The sequence below is a fragment of the Sphingobacterium bovisgrunnientis genome, from assembly GCF_009829085.1.
GTDB lineage: Bacteria > Bacteroidota > Bacteroidia > Sphingobacteriales > Sphingobacteriaceae > Sphingobacterium > Sphingobacterium bovisgrunnientis.
The window spans coordinates 1-17526 of record NZ_WUQY01000013.1; the positions used below are offsets into that span (position 1 = coordinate 1).

At 36.1% G+C, this 17526-nt stretch carries 18 protein-coding genes; 9 read left to right on the forward strand and 9 right to left on the reverse strand.

Annotation, left to right across the window (positions count from 1 at the left end):
• Nucleotides 1-150: 150 nt before the first annotated feature.
• Both GOQ16_RS08015 and GOQ16_RS08020 read right to left on the reverse strand, forming a co-directional pair.
• Entirely contained in the window at nt 151-330 is a 180-nt protein-coding gene (locus tag GOQ16_RS08015) for a BF3379 family histone-like protein (RefSeq protein ID WP_149913150.1), read from the reverse strand.
• 121 nt (nt 331-451) lie between these two features.
• Entirely contained in the window at nt 452-2593 is a 2142-nt protein-coding gene (locus GOQ16_RS08020; RefSeq protein WP_160068820.1) for a S46 family peptidase, read from the reverse strand.
• Nucleotides 2594-2723: 130 nt separating this feature from the next.
• Here GOQ16_RS08020 and GOQ16_RS08025 point away from each other — a divergent pair, with 130 nt between their 5' ends.
• Genes GOQ16_RS08025 through GOQ16_RS08040 form a run of 4 tightly spaced genes read left to right on the forward strand, consistent with a single transcriptional unit; the run spans nt 2724 to nt 5127 of the window.
• Nucleotides 2724-4088 carry a DEAD/DEAH box helicase gene (locus tag GOQ16_RS08025; protein ID WP_160068821.1) on the forward strand — a complete coding sequence of 455 codons (1365 nt, stop codon included), beginning with the start codon at nt 2724-2726 and terminating at the stop codon, nt 4086-4088.
• Between the two features lie 2 nt (nt 4089-4090).
• On the forward strand, nt 4091-4330 hold the full coding sequence (locus GOQ16_RS08030) for a hypothetical protein (protein WP_160068822.1): 240 nt from the start codon (nt 4091-4093) through the stop codon (nt 4328-4330).
• On the forward strand, nt 4331-4681 hold the full coding sequence (gene gldC, locus GOQ16_RS08035) for a gliding motility protein GldC (RefSeq protein WP_149913146.1): 351 nt from the start codon (nt 4331-4333) through the stop codon (nt 4679-4681).
• A 38-nt stretch (nt 4682-4719) separates the two neighbouring features.
• Nucleotides 4720-5127, forward strand: a complete 408-nt coding sequence (locus tag GOQ16_RS08040) for an EVE domain-containing protein (RefSeq protein ID WP_160068823.1) — start codon at nt 4720-4722, stop codon at nt 5125-5127.
• 41 nt (nt 5128-5168) lie between these two features.
• Here the strand turns inward: GOQ16_RS08040 and GOQ16_RS08045 are convergent, their stop codons facing one another.
• The 6 genes from GOQ16_RS08045 to ileS form a co-directional block, all read right to left on the reverse strand.
• Nucleotides 5169-5696, reverse strand: a complete 528-nt coding sequence (locus GOQ16_RS08045; RefSeq protein ID WP_149913144.1) for an acyl-CoA thioesterase — start codon at nt 5694-5696, stop codon at nt 5169-5171.
• Nucleotides 5697-6608 (reverse strand): SDR family oxidoreductase, encoded by a 912-nt coding sequence (locus GOQ16_RS08050; protein ID WP_160068824.1) that lies wholly within the window; start codon nt 6606-6608, stop codon nt 5697-5699.
• Nucleotides 6609-6610: 2 nt separating this feature from the next.
• Complete coding sequence (locus tag GOQ16_RS08055) at nt 6611-7552, reverse strand: M20/M25/M40 family metallo-hydrolase (protein ID WP_160068825.1); 942 nt, start codon at nt 7550-7552, stop codon at nt 6611-6613.
• Nucleotides 7553-7617: 65 nt separating this feature from the next.
• Nucleotides 7618-8268, reverse strand: a complete 651-nt coding sequence (locus GOQ16_RS08060) for a lipoprotein signal peptidase (protein WP_149913141.1) — start codon at nt 8266-8268, stop codon at nt 7618-7620.
• Between the two features lie 71 nt (nt 8269-8339).
• Complete coding sequence (locus tag GOQ16_RS08065; protein WP_149913140.1) at nt 8340-8726, reverse strand: TraR/DksA family transcriptional regulator; 387 nt, start codon at nt 8724-8726, stop codon at nt 8340-8342.
• 3 nt (nt 8727-8729) lie between these two features.
• Complete coding sequence (gene ileS, locus GOQ16_RS08070) at nt 8730-12143, reverse strand: isoleucine--tRNA ligase (protein ID WP_160068826.1); 3414 nt, start codon at nt 12141-12143, stop codon at nt 8730-8732.
• A 153-nt stretch (nt 12144-12296) separates the two neighbouring features.
• Here ileS and GOQ16_RS08075 point away from each other — a divergent pair, with 153 nt between their 5' ends.
• Complete coding sequence (locus tag GOQ16_RS08075; protein WP_160068827.1) at nt 12297-13259, forward strand: hypothetical protein; 963 nt, start codon at nt 12297-12299, stop codon at nt 13257-13259.
• A 90-nt stretch (nt 13260-13349) separates the two neighbouring features.
• Here GOQ16_RS08075 and GOQ16_RS08080 read toward each other — a convergent pair whose 3' ends face one another.
• On the reverse strand, nt 13350-13703 hold the full coding sequence (locus GOQ16_RS08080) for a HesB/IscA family protein (RefSeq protein ID WP_160068828.1): 354 nt from the start codon (nt 13701-13703) through the stop codon (nt 13350-13352).
• 101 nt (nt 13704-13804) lie between these two features.
• Between GOQ16_RS08080 and GOQ16_RS08085 the strand changes: the two genes are divergently transcribed.
• The 4 genes from GOQ16_RS08085 to GOQ16_RS08100 all read left to right on the forward strand — a co-directional run bounded on the left by GOQ16_RS08085 (nt 13805) and on the right by GOQ16_RS08100 (nt 17495).
• Nucleotides 13805-14332: a DUF7935 family protein gene (locus tag GOQ16_RS08085; RefSeq protein ID WP_160068829.1), complete on the forward strand. Its 528-nt coding sequence runs from the start codon at nt 13805-13807 to the stop codon at nt 14330-14332.
• Nucleotides 14333-14494: 162 nt separating this feature from the next.
• Nucleotides 14495-15766 carry a serine hydroxymethyltransferase gene (glyA, locus tag GOQ16_RS08090; protein WP_160068830.1) on the forward strand — a complete coding sequence of 424 codons (1272 nt, stop codon included), beginning with the start codon at nt 14495-14497 and terminating at the stop codon, nt 15764-15766.
• A 249-nt stretch (nt 15767-16015) separates the two neighbouring features.
• The gene (locus GOQ16_RS08095; protein ID WP_160068831.1) at nt 16016-16606 is read left to right on the forward strand and encodes an RNA polymerase sigma factor; all 591 of its coding nucleotides are present in this window, start codon (nt 16016-16018) and stop codon (nt 16604-16606) included.
• Nucleotides 16607-16808: 202 nt separating this feature from the next.
• Nucleotides 16809-17495 carry a zinc metallopeptidase gene (locus GOQ16_RS08100; RefSeq protein WP_160068832.1) on the forward strand — a complete coding sequence of 229 codons (687 nt, stop codon included), beginning with the start codon at nt 16809-16811 and terminating at the stop codon, nt 17493-17495.
• Nucleotides 17496-17526: the final 31 nt, after the last annotated feature.

Consider the following 17526-nt stretch of genomic DNA (forward strand, 5'->3'; position numbering starts at 1 on the left):
CCGACTTCGTGAACATTGAAAATAAATTAGCGAAACAAGGTAAAATCATGAATAATGCTGTTTCTTCTTTCATATATGAGAAACTAGCCAAAGTCAAGAAAAAGGCTCACTTTCGGTGAGCCTTTTCTTTTTTAATACGTTATACAAAGATTATTTACCTTCGTTTTTCTTATTTGTAACTTCGTTACGAATATCTTGCGCTAAAGTTTTAATTTCTTGTAAACCTTTACGTACACGAGTACCCGCAGCTGAGTTACCGTTGTTGAAGAATTTTTCAGCGTCAGCTTCGATAGAAGCTACTAGTTCTTTTAATTTTGTGTAGTTTTCCATTTTTATTAAATATAATTTAGTTCTATTTTATATACTAAGATGTAATAAATATACAAAACATAAAAACATAAAAACAACAAAATCACACTTTTTAGCAAAAAAAAGGTGATTTTGTAGAAATTTAGTCCCTAATCGTCAACTCATTTATAATATTTTGAGCTCCCGCGTACTTATCTATTATAAATAACACATAACGAATGTCAACTGATATCGTACGTTGTAATTTTGGATCGAATATCACATCGCCTGCCATTGCTTCAATATTGCCATCAAATGCAATACCTATCAGCTCACCATTTCCATTCAATACCGGTGAGCCTGAGTTACCTCCAGTGATATCTTGATCTGATAAGAAATTCACCGGCATATAACCTGCTTTGTCCGCGTAGCGACCATAATCTTTTTTCTCTTCTAGCTCCATTAACTTTTTAGGTAAGTCAAATTCTTCGTCGTTTGGTTTGTACTTCGCTATAGTTCCTGTCAATGTAGTGTAGTTGTTAATTTTCGCATCATTACGTGGATCTTTTGGTAATGCGCGAATTGTACCATACGTCAAACGCAACGTGCTGTTAGCATCTGGATAGTATTTAGCTTTGGGATTTTGTGCTAAGAAACCTGCAATATATTTGCGGTGAGCTGCTTGGAAATTATCATCAGCTAATTGTTGCTCATCCGTTTTTTCGCGGTATTTGTCCGCTATATCTTTGGAAATTTTGAATAATGGATCATTTTGCAACGTAGCAGCATCTGGATTAGCGATGAATGCCGCTAATTTCTCTTTAGAACCAAAAATACTAGTTTCGAAAGCTGATTTAATAACTCCATTAAATTGATTGTTGTTTTGTTTAGCCAATTCCGCAATATACGGCGCAATATTATCACCGCCTTTTGCAACGTACAAGTTCAATTCATCAACTAATACATCAATTTCTAATGGAATATAAGCTTTATCGTAATTATCTGCGATGAAAGCTTCCAAGCGAGGGGCCATTTCCTGACGTTTCGCTTCATTAGAAGCAGCATACTGCGCCAATCCATTACCCAATGAATAAGGTAGCATTGCAAACGTAGACGAACGAATCATACCGATTAAGTAATTGTCGTGTCTTGCTTTCAAATTAGTTGCCGCGTAATAATCCTCGATAGTTTTAATTACATCGCCGTACTGTGTTTTATTAGCCGGTTTATTTGCCCATTTGTTGAATTTTTTCTCTGCTTTGCGTTTCGTTGCAGATGTTTTATGCTTCGTCAATGCATCGATCATTCCTTGGCGGTTTTTCCAATAATTGGCTACCCCAGAATATTTTGATGCATAGTTAATATTCACCGTTTGGTCTTTGTCCATGTGACGTTTCATTGCATCCATACCAACTTTTGAAGCTTCTACCCAAGCTGGATAAGCAAAGTTTACGTTTTGGTCAATACCAGCAGCAGGCATCCAACGGTTGGTACGACCTGGATAACCTAAGATCATCGAGAAGTCACCTTCTTCAAAACCTTTTAAGCTAATCGGTAAATGGTATTTAGGTTTCAATGGAATATTCTCTTTTGCGTAAGCTGCTGGATTACCATCTTTGTCTCCATAAACGCGGAAAACTGCAAAGTCACCTGTATGACGTGGCCATTCCCAGTTGTCCGTATCACCACCAAACTTACCAATGCTATTAGGAGGTGTACCCACTAAACGCACATCGTGGTAATCTTGGTACACGAAATAGTAAAACTCATTGCCATTGTAAAATGAACGTACATTTACTATGTATTTACCATTTTCTGAATTTTCTTTTTCGATTTTTGCAATCTCTTGCTGAATGATTGTATTGCGTTCTTTTTCGGACATAGAATCATTCACTAATCCTAATATGCGCTTAGAAACGTCATCCATACGTACAAAGAATCGTACAAAAAGAGATTTCGGTTTTAGTTCTTCTGCATTATTTTTTGCCCAAAAACCATTTGTTAAATAATCATTTTCTTTTGTTGATAATTCAGCGATAGCACCGTATCCACAGTGGTGGTTGGTGAACACCAAACCTGTTTTGGAAACAATTTCTGCTGTACATCCGCCATTGAACTGCACGATAGCATCTTTAAGGCTAGAATTATTGATACTATAAATTTCTTCAGCAGTCAATTTAAGACCTTTTTTCTGCATGTCAGCCTCATTGAGACGTTTGAGATGCATCAAGAACCACATACCCTCGTCCGCCATCGCTGCAAGACTCGTAACACACAGTACTACTAATACTACAAATTTTTTCATCTAATTTTCTTTTAATTAAAGCAAAATTGGTTTTAATCATTCGTAAAACAAAATTTCAATTGCGTGAAAGTTTACTTTTTATAGATTTTCTATACCGAAGATAATCGGAGGTTTTGCCTATCTTTGCGGGATGCAAGCATCATTCGAAGATTTCAAACTCAATAAACAAATACTTAATGCAATAGCCGAGGCTGGGTATGAAGTACCTACCGAAATTCAGCAAAAAGCTATTACACCTATCCTAGCAGGGCAGGACGTGATGGGTATTGCACAAACTGGAACAGGAAAAACTGCCGCTTTTGTGTTGCCTATGTTGATGAAGTTGAAATACGCTCAAGGCAATGACCCTCGTGCATTGATATTGACACCTACTCGTGAGCTCGCTATGCAAATCGAAGAAAGTATCAAAACGTATTCTACCTATTTAGATTTACGTACGGTTTTGATATTTGGAGGTTTGGGCCCTAAAACACAAAAAGAACAATTAGAGAAAGGTTGCGACATTATCGTAGCTACACCAGGTCGCTTTTTGGAATTATATTTAGAAGGTCATATCAATACGAAATCACTGAAATTCTTGGTGATGGATGAAGCGGATAAGATGATGGATATGGGGTTTATTTCCAAAATTCATCGTATTCTTGAAGTGGTGCCGCGTAAGCGTCAAAACTTACTTTTCTCAGCAACAATGAGTGAATTGGTTCGCAAGATAGCTGGAGATTTTTTAGCTTTCCCAACGGTGATAGAAGTTACAGAACAAGCAACGCCAGCAATTAGTGTGTCCCAAGTTTTGTATCACGCACCAAATCTTAAAACCAAAATCAATTTACTACAGCATTTGTTCCAAAATGATGAAGTCTTTCATCGTGTGATTATATTTTGTAAAACAAAAGAAGTAGCGGACAATGTGTATGCTTTTGTGGAAAGAAAATATGGCGCTGAAAATGTACGCGTAATTCATGCCAATAAAGGACAGAATACACGTATTAACTCTATAAATGCTTTCAAATCTGGTGAAATTCGTTTTCTTGTAGCTACCGATGTGGCGGCTAGGGGATTGGATGTATCCAATGTGAGCCATGTTATCAACTTTGATGTGCCGATTATCATCGAAGACTATGTACACAGAATTGGTAGAACGGGTCGTGCTTTCCAAAAAGGTGATTCTATTACATTCGCAAATGAAAGCGAAATGTATTATGTGGCGAAGATTGAAAAATTAATTAGACAGTCTATTCCTGTGGCGGAATTGCCAGAAGATGTTTTTGTGGAGAAAACACCTTATGAAGAGCGTCAAACTATCGCTCGTGAAATTGATAACCAAAAGAAAAAGGATAATCCAGATTATCAAGGTGCATTCCACGAGAAAAAGCATGCCGCTAAAATTGAAGAAACTAGACGTATCAATGCGAAGAAGAAAGCTGGAAAATTAAAACGTCAACCTGTAAATAAGGATGGTGTGAAGAAAAAGGGAAAGAAATTTAAAAATACCTAACAGTGAAACTTACACCCTTAAATATCACATTGGCCGTCATATTGGTTTGGATTATTTCAGAATGGCAATCCAACCAAGAAATGATTTTTTCATGGGGATGGTTATTGTTGTTGGTCGTGGTGATTAGTTTGGTTGACTTAGCCTTCAGGCTAATATTTAAGGATATGAAAAAAGTGTGGTTCCTGCAAATCGCTTTTATACTGATTGTAGGAATGTTGATGATTATATTGAAATTACAGTAAATGAAAACAGCAGAAATAAAATTGAACGTTGCATTGGATGAAAACAATGTGCCAGATACTATAAATTGGTCATCTACAGATGGACAAAACGAAGAATCTTTGCCTGCGAAAGCAATGTTCTTGGCCTTGTGGGATGCACAATATAAAAATTCTATGCGTATCGATCTTTGGACAAAGGATATGCCTTATGATGAAATGAAACGTTTCTTCTATGAGACAATGCAAACTATGGGTGATTCATTTTTACGTGCTTCGGGAGGTGATCCAATGGCAGAAAAGGTAATTGGTGATTTGCGTGATTACTGTGCCCATTTCGCGGAGAAAATGGAAGTTTTAGAGCAACAAGGCTAGTTCATAGATTATTTACTTCTAACTTTTGACTTTTTAAAATGAATTATTTTTTAGTAAAATCGGAACCATTCAAATACAGTTGGGAACAGTTCAATAAGGATGGTCAAACCTTTTGGGATGGTGTTCGCAATTTTCAAGCGCGCAATAATATGAAAGCGATGAAAGAAGGCGATTTGGTTTTATTTTATCACAGTAATGAAGGTAAAGAGGTTGTGGGAATGGCAAAAGTGGTGAAGGAGTTTTACCAAGATCCTACTACCGAAGATCCAAGATGGGTAGTCGTAGATTTGGCACCTGTGGAAACATTTAAAAAGCCTGTTACACTAGAAATGGTTAAAGCAGACGAATTACTACAAGACGTCGCTTTAGTCAAACAAGGTCGACTATCAGTCATGCCACTGAAGCCAGAAGAATTTGATCGCATTGTGGAATTAGGCAATACATAACATAAAAATAAAGCCTTAGCTGATTAGCTAAGGCTTTATTTTTATCCTTTGTGATCGAAAAGTCCTACTATATTTTTCAATGCGGGTGCATTTTCGGGTTTTAATTTTCCTGCTAGTATTAAGCGTAACTCACGACGTTGTAACGCCTCTTCAAAAAGTTGTTTTTCTTTATCTGTCTCTGGAATTAATTCAGGTACTACTTTTGGTTTTCCTTCTGGATCTAGTGCTACGAAAGTATAATAGGCTTCGTTACTTTTTTCTTTAGTTCCTTTTGGAAGATTTTGGGCAAATATTTCCATTCGGACTTCCACTGAAGAGTTGAAAGCGCGAGTTACTTGCGCTTGAATAGTCACTACTTCACCCAATTTGATGGAACGTTTGAAAGATACATTATCCACCGAAACTGTTACTACCACATTGCTACAATGTTTTTGTGCAGCCATAGCCGAACAAATATCCATCCAATACAATAGTCTTCCACCCATCAAGTTTCCAAATGTATTGGTGTCGTTGGGCAATACCAACTCATTCATTTCGGTATAGGATTCGTGTGCTTTTTTTGCTTCCATCTAGCTATTATATTTTTTTAACTGTTCTTCGATTTTGTGCAAAGATACAACAAAAGGTGTAGGCTTATAACTTAATATTTGTTCAGCTTTATTTAATATAAATCCAGTTTTGCGGGGCCTGTTTGTAGCCTGACCAATTTCAGCCGCTTTTATGGGGGTGATGAGCGTTTTATCATAGTTCCACGTGTCAGCTAATTTTTCTACAGCTTCTAAGACACTCATCATTTCATTGCCTGAAATGTGAAAAATTCCAGAGGCGTTTTTTTGCATAGCTAAATAACAAGCATCCGCTAAATCATCGACCAAAGTCGGCATGCGCCATTGATCCGAAACTACCTTTATACTTGCTCCATTTTCCAATTGCTTCTTTGCCCAAAGCACGAGATTGCTTCGGTTTTTGTCTGGAATAGCTCCGTAAACCAAAATTGTACGAAGTATAGCTGTTTCCTCATTGTTAGCTAAAATAGCTTTTTCTGCGTCAATTTTACTTTGCCCGTACTCATTTGTTGCACTTACTGCGTCTGTTTCTTTGTATGGGCCATTTTTTCCATCAAAGACAAAATCAGTAGACAGAAAAGTATAATGAATAGATAGTTTTTTACAAATCTCTGCTAACTTTTTCGGTAATTCGACATTGATTTTTTGCGCCAATTCAGGTTGTTGTTCACACACTTCGACACTAGTCAATGCTGCGGTGTGCAAAATATGTGTAGGCTGAAAATTTATGATAGTTTTTTCCAAAGCTTCAAAATCCAACAGATCCAACTGTTGAAATGTATCGGCATTCAAATATGGATTTCTATTTTCAGATTTTGAAATACCTAAGACAGCTTTTATTTCGGAATATTCAGAAAGTTTCTCGGAAAATTTTTGTCCCAAAAATCCATTTGAACCAGTTAGTAGTACGCGCATATTTAATTTGTCCAAATAAAATCCATTTTGTCTTGCAACATAGAGTTATCAATTACTTTTATTTCCAATTCTAATATTGCCTTCAAAGCTTCATAATCAATTTTGTCTGCATCATCGGTGGCTTTATGGTAATCATCATGACCGCCAGTGTGAAAAAATAGTACCGGAATATTTTTCTTATAAAAAGAAGTTTGATCCGAGCCACCATTTCCGTCCTTACTTTTGTTGAATTTGATGCTGCTGGTGACACCATCAAATATAGCTGGAAACTTAGAACTCGTGCCATAACCAATCACTGCTAATCCATTATCTGGATTGTAGCGGCCGATCATATCCATATTGAGCATCCAGTGGATTTTTTCCAATGGGAGAGTGGGGTTTTCAGTCCAATATCTTGACCCAACTAGCCCTAATTCCTCAGCTGAGAGGGCGATAAATAGAATATTAAATTTCTCTTTAACCTTGTTGGTGCTGTAATATCTTGCTAATTCCAATAATCCAGCTACACCAGAAGCATTATCATCCGCACCATTGTGAATATGTCCAATATGAGAAGTATCTCGAGTTCCACCAAAATCACCGTGTCCAAGGTGATCGTAATGTGCACCTACAACAATGGTGTAAGGCGCTTCATTGTCCAAAAAGCCAATAATATTTTCAGCTTGTCGAATACTATCTGGCACAATGACACGACGAACTTTAGCTTCGAAGGCTTGTCTATATCCTTTTGTTCCCAGCGGTCTCAACTTGTATTTTTTGAATTCTTTCTCAATATATTTAGCAGATTTTGCTAGTTCTTTAGAACCTGTAGCGCGCCCTTTCATTTTGTCGTCTGCCAAAAAATAGATGTGTTTTTTCAATCTATTGATGTCAATTTCTTGTGCGCTAAGTTTAAAACTTAATAAGAATAAGAGTGCTGTGAAGAAGAAAAAATGTCTTTTCATAAACTTATGTAGTTAGTGGTAAATATAATAACAAAGGGCTAGATTTCAATGTCTAGCCCTTTGTTTTAGTCTTCACGTATTTCGCTATGCGGCGTTTCTTTTTCTTGATGTTCTTCTTTGAAATATCTTTTCTGGAAAATTAATATTAGGAATACACCTACTGAAATAGCGGAGTCTGCTACATTAAAAACAGGTCTAAAAAACAGAAAGTCTTCACCACCCCATATTGGAAACCAAGTTGGGAAAGTTCCATTTATTAATGGAAAATAAAACATATCTACGACTTTGCCATGAAGCAAAGATGCATATCCACCAGCTTCTGGAAATAAAGAGGCTTTCTCAAAATAGGTGCTTTCACTGAAAATAACTCCGTAAAATACTGAATCAATTATATTACCAACGGCTCCAGCAAATATCAAAGCGACATTTAAAATAAAACCACGATTGTATTTGTTCTGAATCATATAATGTAATCCGTAACCAATACCGCAAACGGCAATAATACGGAATACTGTTAAAAATAATTTGCCATATTCACCACCGAATTCCATGCCGTAGGCCATTCCTGGATTTTCGATAAAGTGGATTAATACTTTATCACTAATGATATGGAAATCTTGACCAATGGTCATATTTAATTTCACCCAAAACTTAGAGATTTGGTCTATTAATAGGATTATCGTAATTAGAACTAAGGGTTTAGTATAGCCTTTCATATTATTTTCATAAAATAGCCTTTACAATATAAGCATTGCAAAGGCTATTTTTCGCTTTTTAATTTTCGTGTTTAGTATTGTTTGTTTTTTGCCTCAATACTCAAAGTAGTATGAGGTACAGCTTTCAAACGCTCTTTTTGAATTAATTTACCTGTTTCTCTACAGATGCCGTAAGTTTTATTTTCAATACGTACAAGGGCAGCTTCTAGATTGTCCATGAACTTTCTTTGACGAGCAGCCAATTGATTTGTTTGCTCTTTCTCTAATGTAGCTGAACCATCCTCTAACGTCTTATAAGTACCTGCGGTATCATCTGTTCCGTTGGCATTACCTCCACTCAAAGTTTTGGTCAATGCATCAAGCTCTTCTCTAGCAATTCTCAATTTCTCAAGAATAATGCCTTTGAATTCTTGAAGCTCAACGTCGCTGTAACGTGTTTTTTCTGTGTTTTCTCCCATAATCTAATATTTTTCGATTAATACCTCAAGTTTACTTTCATTGATCTCTATACTGTCGTTGGTGCTTACAACATCCATAAAATCAAATGAATCAGCTAGTATTTCTGTGCAAATATACGATAAATTATTTTTGGCAGCTTCTTCGATCTCATTATTTCTACTTAGCTGAACTTTGATACGATCTGTTACCTCAAAGTTCTTCTCTTTACGTAGATTTTGAAGACGGTTGATTAATTCACGCGCAATACCTTCTTGCTTTAATTCTGGCGTAATTTGGATATCCAAAGCCACAGTCAAATTACCTAAGTTAGCAACTTGCCAGCCAGCTACGTCTTCTGCAATGATTTCAACATCTTCCAAAGTAATCGTATAGCTTGTATCTGCAAGCGCTAATGATCCATTTTTCTCTAATGCTGTAATATCTTCTGCACCTAATGCTTGAATAGCTGTGCTAACAACTTTCATATCTTTACCGACTTTAGCACCTAATGCTTTGAAGTTTGGTTTGATTTTTTTCTTAATAATTCCCGTCGTATCCGTGATGAATTCGATGTCTTTGATATTTGTCTCCGACAAAATTAAATCTTTCACCTTTTCTACTTTTTCTTGGAATGCTGCATCCAATACAGGAACCAAAATTTTGCTTAATGGTTGACGTACGTTTATACCTACTTTTTTACGTAGTGACAATGTCAATGAAGAAATATCTTGTGCAATAGCCATTCTTTCTTCCAAAGCTTTGTCTACCAACTCCGTGTGGTATGCAGGGAAGTCAGCCAAGTGCACCGACTCAAAGTTTTCTTTCTTCGTAGCATTGTTTAAATCCAAATACAATTGATCCGCGAAGAACGGCGAAACTGGCGCCATTAATTTCGCAATCGTATCCAAACACGTATACAATGTTTGATAAGCCGAAATCTTATCTTCTGTATATTCACCTTTCCAAAAACGACGACGACACAGACGCACGTACCAGTTACTCAAATGCTCATCCACAAAATTCTGTATAGCACGAGCCGCTTTTGTTGGTTCGTAATCTGCATAGAATCCATCAACTTCTTTGCTCAAACTATTCAGCAAGGAGATAATCCATCTATCTATTTCAGGACGATCTTCAATTACAATCTCTGCTTCAGCGTAGCTGAATTTATCGATATTCGCGTATAATGCGAAGAAAGCGTATGTGTTATATAATGTACCGAAGAATTTACGACGAACTTCATCTAAACCTTCTTCGTTGAATTTCAAATTGTCCCAAGGAGATGCGTTGCTGATCATGTACCAACGTGTCGCATCTGCCGAATATTTATCAATAGTCGCAAATGGATCGACACCGTTTCCAAGACGTTTAGACATTTTGTTTCCATTTTTGTCTAATACCAATCCGTTAGATACAACGTTTTTGAACGCTACCGAGCCACGAACCATTGTCGAAATAGCGTGAAGCGTAAAGAACCATCCACGAGTCTGGTCAACACCTTCCGCGATGAAGTCAGCAGGAAATGCTGAATTGTATTCCGATTTGAAAGGAAGAGGGTCGCCAGCTGCTAATTTATCGTAATCTAATCCCCATTGTGCATAAGGCATCGCTCCTGAATCAAACCATACATCAATTAAGTCCAATTCACGGAACATTTTCTGGCCTGATTCTGAAACCAAAACAATATGGTCAACATAAGGACGGTGAAGATCTAATTTCTCTGAACCGAATTTATCTAAATATTCTTTGTTAACAGATTTTTCGTCAAGTGTAAGAACATCTGATTGCAAAGAAGCTTCTAAATATTGTTTCAATTCTATCATCGAACCGATACAGATTTCTTCGTTTTCATCCTCCGTTCTCCAGATTGGTAGTGGTGTTCCCCAATATCTAGAACGTGACAAGTTCCAGTCTACTAAGTTTTCTAACCAATTTCCAAAACGCCCTGATCCCGTCGCCTCTGGTTTCCAATTGATTGTTTTGTTCAATTCTACCAATTTCTCTTTTACCGCTGTAGTTTTGATAAACCAACTATCCAAAGGATAATACAATACGGGTTTATCAGTACGCCAACAGTGTGGGTAGGTGTGTTCGTATTTCTTAACGTCGAACGCTTTGTTATCTTCTTTTAATTTGATCGCGATTAATACATCTGTAGGACGGAAATCTTTATCAGCGCGTTCTTCTTCCGAATAGTATTCTTCCTTTACGAAACGGCCTGCAAAATCAGTTACTTCTTTTACAAAGCGACCAGTGCGATCTACTGTAGGTCCTTCTTTGCCATTTTCATCTTTTACCAAAATAGCTGGTACACCAGCTTCTTTGGCTACACGAAAGTCATCCGCACCGTAGGTAGGCGCGATGTGAACGATACCTGTACCATCTTCTGTCGTAACGAAATCACCAGGAATTACGCGGAATGCTTTTTCCAATAATTCCTCAGAAGTAATATAAGGTAACAATTGGTGGTAACGTAAACCTACCAATTCGGCACCAGTAAATTCAGCTACTTGTTCCCAAGGAACGATTTTATCACCTACTTTGTAATCTTGGAATGAAGCGTTTTCTCCTTCAGCTTTGAAATGTTTGCTGATTAAGTTTTTCGCCAATACAACCGAAACTGGAGAACCAGTGTATTGGTTGAAAGTTTTGATTTTTACGTATTCAATTTTTGAACCTACAGCCAAAGCCGAGTTACTTGGCAATGTCCAAGGTGTAGTTGTCCACGCGATGAATGCTACATCTTCATCTGCTGATTCTACTAAGGTATTAATCAACGGATGAACTTGCGATTTGTCAACGCGGAATTCAGCAACGATAGTTGTGTCTTTCACATCTTTGTACGTGCCTGGTTGGTTCAATTCGTGTGAACTCAATCCTGTACCTGCGGCAGGTGAGTACGGCTGAATAGTGTAACCCTTGTACAAAAGACCTTTTTTGTATAAGTCTTTCAACAAGAACCACAATGTCTCGATATATTCGTTTTGATAAGTAATATATGGATTTTCCAAGTCTACCCAATACCCCATTTTTTCTGTCAAGTCATTCCATACATCCGTGTATTTCATGACCTCTTTGCGACAAGCATTGTTGTAGTCTTCAACAGAAATTTTCGTTCCGATGTCTTCTTTGGTAATGCCTAAAGATTTCTCCACAGCCAACTCAATCGGAAGACCGTGCGTATCCCAACCACCTTTACGTTTTACTTGGTAACCTTTTAAAGTTTTATAACGACAGAAAATATCCTTAATCGTACGAGCCATTACGTGGTGAATGCCCGGCATACCATTCGCCGAAGGCGGACCTTCATAAAAAGTGTATGGTTTGCTTGCAGGACGATTCGAAATACTCTTTGCGAAGATATCCTCCGCACCCCAACGTCTTAAAACTTCCTTTCCGATTTCCGGTAAATTTAACTGCTTATATTCCTTGTACATCACGTATTTTATATCAATTTTTCAAAGGTCGCTAATTTAACGATTTAACTTTGAAAATGGAAGGTGAAAAAAGCGAAGCATAGTTAGATAAGTATTTATGAATTTCGGATTAGATTTCTTGTGGAATAAAATCAATTTTAGCATCATTGAGGTATGAAACGATTTTCTATTGTATTGTTCTATCTTTTACTCTTATATAGAGCCTATCCTCAGTCAGAAAATGAATCAAATTTGATAAAGCTTTCTAAAGACTTTCAGACTTTTTTTAACAACAAGGGATGGAGATTAAATATTCCATTAAGTAGTAGTGGATTAATCTTCACAAATGGGCCAACATTATATCGAATTAAAGACTCTGTGTATTGGAGTAAAGATGAATATAGGCTTATGAATAAGTTTGTTGTAAATAATGAAAGTATTCAAGATTCAATAATTTATATGATACTTGGGGTTAATGATTTGATGTCTAATATGCAAATAGTAGATGTATATGAGTATGATCATTTAAAAAATGTTGAAAACGTGGGATTTCCTAATCTAGGTATCAGTGCAGAATTTGGTGGAGGTAATAGAAAATTTTGTGATTCATTCAAAAAGTACTTAAAAACGTTGGAAGAAATTCCTAATAAATTTAGTGCTCAATTTAAGCTATATTTTGCCTATAATAAATCGAATATAGAAATGACCACACAATCAGAGAATTCGTGGTTGAAAAAACAATTAGATGATTATTTGATAATTAATCCAATTAAATATTTGTCCCCAATTAGATATGGACGTCCAATATACAGTCGACATGAATTTAAGGTAAATAAAATTGGTAATGAAATTACTGTGGAGGATATAGATTATGGAGAGTCTTTCTTTTTGTATAAAGATTCTTTAACATTATATTTTATTGAACCGATTAGTAATAGTATACATCTAGAAGGGAAAATACCTTTTGTATATGATCAAAAATGGTCAGAACAGGAATTTTTAGAAAGTCCAGATATTGCTAGGATTGGTCGAGAATTGAATAGTCCAAATTTAAGATATGTTCTAAAAAAGTTTCATAACAATTTAGTTGTTAAACCTTGCAGTGCTGTTTATGCTATATCTGTTGAACACCTTTAATAGATTATTTGGAACTAATTTATTAGAAATCTACGTATACAAGAAAAGCACTTCAATCGAAGTGCTTTTCTTGTATATAAAATAAAATTATTATGCAGAGAAACTCGATCCACAACCGCAGGTGCTAGTTGCATTTGGGTTGTTGAAAGTAAAGCCACGTGCATCTAGGCCATTTTTGAAATCAACTTCCATACCTGCCAGATACATGCCATGTGCCTTGTTCATAAAAATGCGAATTCCTTCGATTTCATACTCTGAATCGCCTTCTTTTTTCTGATCAAATCCCAAGATATAACTCATTCCTGAGCAGCCACCGCCTTCTACGCCTAGACGAAGACCAAATTCTGCACCTAACTCTTGTTGATCTATTAATTTTTTTAATTCTGCTACCGCGCCCGTAGTTAAAGTAACTGGACCTGTTGCTGTTATATTTTCAGTACTCATAGTAATAACCTTTCCGAATTGATTGTTAAACAAAATTACATATTTTTAGACATTAAAAATCAACCTTATATTTTTTGACAATTTATAAACATTGAAATAAAATGGAATTTATCGAATTGCTAAAGCAATTATTTATCATTGGGTTCGGCGTATTGGTGGCATTAGTCTTAGGTTTTTATGTGATATGGCCCAAAGTTGAGAGCCTTTTTCTGAAAGTAAATGCTATTAATCAAAATAAGGAGCTTGTTAAGAACACACAACAATTACAGTTTGCAGCTTATGAACGATTGATATTGTTCGCTTATCGCATTACACCCTACCAGGTTCTATTGCGAAATCATGCGCCAAATCTTACTATTGAGCAGTATAAACAAGCCATAATTCAGGATATTGAAAATGAATATCAGCATAATTTTACGCAACAACTTTATGTTTCGGATGCTGCTTGGACTGTTGTCAAAGATTTAAAAGATAGTACGATAGCATTGTTTAAAAATACCAGTAAAGTAGTTCCAGCTGATGCGACTACAGATACATATGTTGGGATGATCTTGAAGCATGTGTCCGAATTGGATGTAAATCCATACGAAACGGCACAACTTATTCTAAAAAAGGAGCTTTCTGCCTAATAAAATTTTATTTTTCGAAAGAATCATATCTCTTTAATGAAGAATTTACTGTACATGCATTCTTTTGAAAAAGAAGTGTTAAAGAATTTAAAGAAAAGATAAGATAATCGTATATTTGCGACAAAATAAAGTGAATTACGCATCCAACAATAATTAAGTATAATGGAAAGAGATCAAGCCATCTTTAATCTAATCGCTGACGAGCTAAAACGCCAAGAAGAAGGTATCGAATTAATTGCTTCAGAAAACTTCGTAAGTAAACAAGTAATGGAAGCTGCAGGTTCTGTTTTGACAAACAAATATGCAGAAGGACTTCCAGGAAAACGCTATTACGGCGGTTGTGAGGTAGTTGATGAAATTGAAACTATCGCGATAGAAAGAGCTAAGAAATTATTCGGTGCAGAATGGGTTAACGTTCAGCCTCACTCTGGTGCACAAGCTAATGCAGCTGTATTTTTAGCTACTATTAAACCAGGTGATAAGATTTTAGGTTTAGATTTGTCGCATGGTGGTCACTTAACACATGGTTCTCCAGCAAACTTATCGGGTAAGATTTACCAACCATTATTCTACGGAGTAAAAGAAGATACAGGTCTGATTGATTACGAATCTTTAGAAGAGACTGCATTACGCGAAAAGCCAAAAATGATTATCTGTGGTGCTTCCGCATATTCTCGTGATTGGGACTACGCGCGTATTCGTAAAGTAGCTGATGAAATCGGCGCTTTATTAATGGCGGATATTTCGCACCCTGCGGGTCTTATTGCTAAAGGATTATTAGCAGATCCACTTCCGCACTGTCATATCGTGACGACAACTACGCACAAGACATTGCGTGGTCCTCGTGGTGGTATGATCATGGTAGGTAAAGATTTCGAAAACACTTGGGGAGCTAAAACTCCTAAAGGTGAAACTCGTACTATTACACAATTGTTAGATTTAGCGGTATTCCCAGGTACACAGGGTGGACCATTGGAACACACTATCGCAGCAAAAGCAATTGCTTACGGAGAGGCTTTGACTGATGAATACTTAGCATATGCTAAGCAAGTACAAGCAAATGCACAAGTATTAGCTAAATTCTTTATCGATAGAGATTACAAAATCATTTCTGGCGGTACAGATAACCACTTAATGTTGGTGGACTTACGTAATAAAGATATTTCGGGTAAGGAGGCAGAGGCTGTATTAGGTCAAGCAGGTATCACAACGAATAAAAACATGGTTCCTTTTGATACACGTTCTCCTTTTGTGACTTCAGGTGTTCGTTTTGGTACTGCAGCAATCACAACTCGTGGTGTTAAAGAGGCAGAAATGATTCAAATTGGTGAATTAATCGACGAAGCATTGAAAAATCGCGGTAATGAAGCTCAATTAAATGCTATTCACGGTAAAGTGAAAGATTTAATGGCAAAATTTCCATTATATAAGTAAGAGAATTGTAAATAAATAATTTTAAAAGCACCAAATCAAACTTTGGTGCTTTTTTGTTGTTAGTTTATATCTAATGTGACTGTGAATTAATGTTAAATAAAAGCTAAGTCTTTTGAATTTATGTAGAATTTCTACTACTTTTATACCTACAATTAGCTATTGAATTTTAAAACATAACTAAAACAAACGCTTATCGAAACACGCTTACTCTAAAATTAATTTTTGCTGTAACTTAAATAGGAAATTGTTATGAAAAATTTAAATAACATGACCGATCAACAACTGATTCATCTATATGCCAGTGGCGATGAGAATGGGTTGAAAATATTGATAGATCGATACAAGAGTAAGATATATACCTCAATATATATGCGTGTTAAAGATGAGTATGTCGCTGAAGATATATTTCAAGAGACATTCATTAAAGTTATTAATACGATCAAATCTGGAGGATACAATGAAGAAGGTAAATTTTTACCTTGGGTGGTTCGTATTGCTTACAATATGGTCATTGATTATTTCCGCAAGGAGAAACGTAGTCCTACAGTCATTACTGGGGATGGTTATGATATTTTTGAAGTGATGGATTTTGCAGATGATGATGTTGAACGTAAGATGGTCAGAAATCAAGTAGATGTGGATTTGAAGAAACTTATACAGCTGTTGCCTGATGACCAAAAGGAAGTGCTTATTATGCGTCATTTTTGTGATATGAGCTTCAAAGATATAGCTGAAGTCACGGAGGTAAGTATTAATACAGCTTTAGGTAGAATGCGTTATGCGTTAAGTAATTTGAGAAGATTAATTGAAGAACATAATTTGAGTTTTCAGTATAATTAATATCATTGTGTGATAAAAAAAAGGATTTTCATTTCGGTGAAAATCCTTTTTTATTGCTGTTATTTTGACGGTGTTTTAGTATATTTGAGGTTCATCATTGACAAGTTGACATTAAAATATAGGATATTTAACCTAATATTATTTTTGGAATTTGTTTTGATATAGAACTGTAAATAAATAGAAATATAAATTATAAAAAGATATGGCAATTTGGGTTTTGTTAATAGGAATTGGAATCATAAGTATGATTGTCCAAACGAGATTTAAGAATAAGTTTAAGAAGTATTCAGAAATGCCGCTGACTTCTGGTCTTTCAGGAGCGGAGATTGCGCAAAAGATGCTTCACGATAGTAATATATACGACGTAAAGATTATTTCGGTAGAAGGTCAATTGACGGATCACTACAATCCAGCTGATCGTACGGTAAATTTAAGTCCTGAAGTATATCACGGGCGTAGTGTAGCAGCGGCTGCTGTGTCAGCACACGAATGTGGACACGCTATTCAGCACGCTACAGCGTATTCATGGTTGCAGTTCCGTTCGTCAATGGTGCCGATTGTTAATGTAGCTTCTAAAATAGTATCATTTACTTTGATGATTGGTGTAATGTTAGCGATTTTCTCTAATAATCTCTTGTTGCTTCAAATTGGTGTTGCAGCATTAGCAGTTACTACTGTTTTCAGTTTTATTACATTGCCTGTAGAATTTGATGCGTCAAAAAGAGCTTTAGCTTGGTTGAATACAGCGAATATCACGCATAATGTGGAAGAACATGATGGCGCAAAAGATGCATTGAAATGGGCAGCGATGACTTATGTAATAGCGGCTTTATCAGCATTAGTAACTTTATTGTACTATGCGAGTATGTTAATGGGTCGTAGAGATTAATAAATTTTAGAATTAAATAGTGGAAAGGGAT

Coding starts and splice junctions, on each gene's coding strand:
- GOQ16_RS08045 (WP_149913144.1), bottom strand. CDS start 5,696: ATGGAAGCAAAAAAAGCACACGAATCCTATACCGAAATGAATGAGTTG.
- GOQ16_RS08050 (WP_160068824.1), bottom strand. CDS start 6,608: ATGCGCGTACTACTAACTGGTTCAAATGGATTTTTGGGACAAAAATTT.
- glyA (WP_160068830.1), top strand. CDS start 14,495: ATGGAAAGAGATCAAGCCATCTTTAATCTAATCGCTGACGAGCTAAAA.
- GOQ16_RS08040 (WP_160068823.1), top strand. CDS start 4,720: ATGAATTATTTTTTAGTAAAATCGGAACCATTCAAATACAGTTGGGAA.
- GOQ16_RS08085 (WP_160068829.1), top strand. CDS start 13,805: ATGGAATTTATCGAATTGCTAAAGCAATTATTTATCATTGGGTTCGGC.
- GOQ16_RS08095 (WP_160068831.1), top strand. CDS start 16,016: ATGAAAAATTTAAATAACATGACCGATCAACAACTGATTCATCTATAT.
- GOQ16_RS08025 (WP_160068821.1), top strand. CDS start 2,724: ATGCAAGCATCATTCGAAGATTTCAAACTCAATAAACAAATACTTAAT.
- GOQ16_RS08100 (WP_160068832.1), top strand. CDS start 16,809: ATGGCAATTTGGGTTTTGTTAATAGGAATTGGAATCATAAGTATGATT.
- GOQ16_RS08055 (WP_160068825.1), bottom strand. CDS start 7,552: ATGAAAAGACATTTTTTCTTCTTCACAGCACTCTTATTCTTATTAAGT.
- gldC (WP_149913146.1), top strand. CDS start 4,331: ATGAAAACAGCAGAAATAAAATTGAACGTTGCATTGGATGAAAACAAT.
- GOQ16_RS08080 (WP_160068828.1), bottom strand. CDS start 13,703: ATGAGTACTGAAAATATAACAGCAACAGGTCCAGTTACTTTAACTACG.
- GOQ16_RS08015 (WP_149913150.1), bottom strand. CDS start 330: ATGGAAAACTACACAAAATTAAAAGAACTAGTAGCTTCTATCGAAGCT.
- GOQ16_RS08020 (WP_160068820.1), bottom strand. CDS start 2,593: ATGAAAAAATTTGTAGTATTAGTAGTACTGTGTGTTACGAGTCTTGCA.
- GOQ16_RS08075 (WP_160068827.1), top strand. CDS start 12,297: ATGAAACGATTTTCTATTGTATTGTTCTATCTTTTACTCTTATATAGA.
- GOQ16_RS08060 (WP_149913141.1), bottom strand. CDS start 8,268: ATGAAAGGCTATACTAAACCCTTAGTTCTAATTACGATAATCCTATTA.
- ileS (WP_160068826.1), bottom strand. CDS start 12,143: ATGTACAAGGAATATAAGCAGTTAAATTTACCGGAAATCGGAAAGGAA.
- GOQ16_RS08065 (WP_149913140.1), bottom strand. CDS start 8,726: ATGGGAGAAAACACAGAAAAAACACGTTACAGCGACGTTGAGCTTCAA.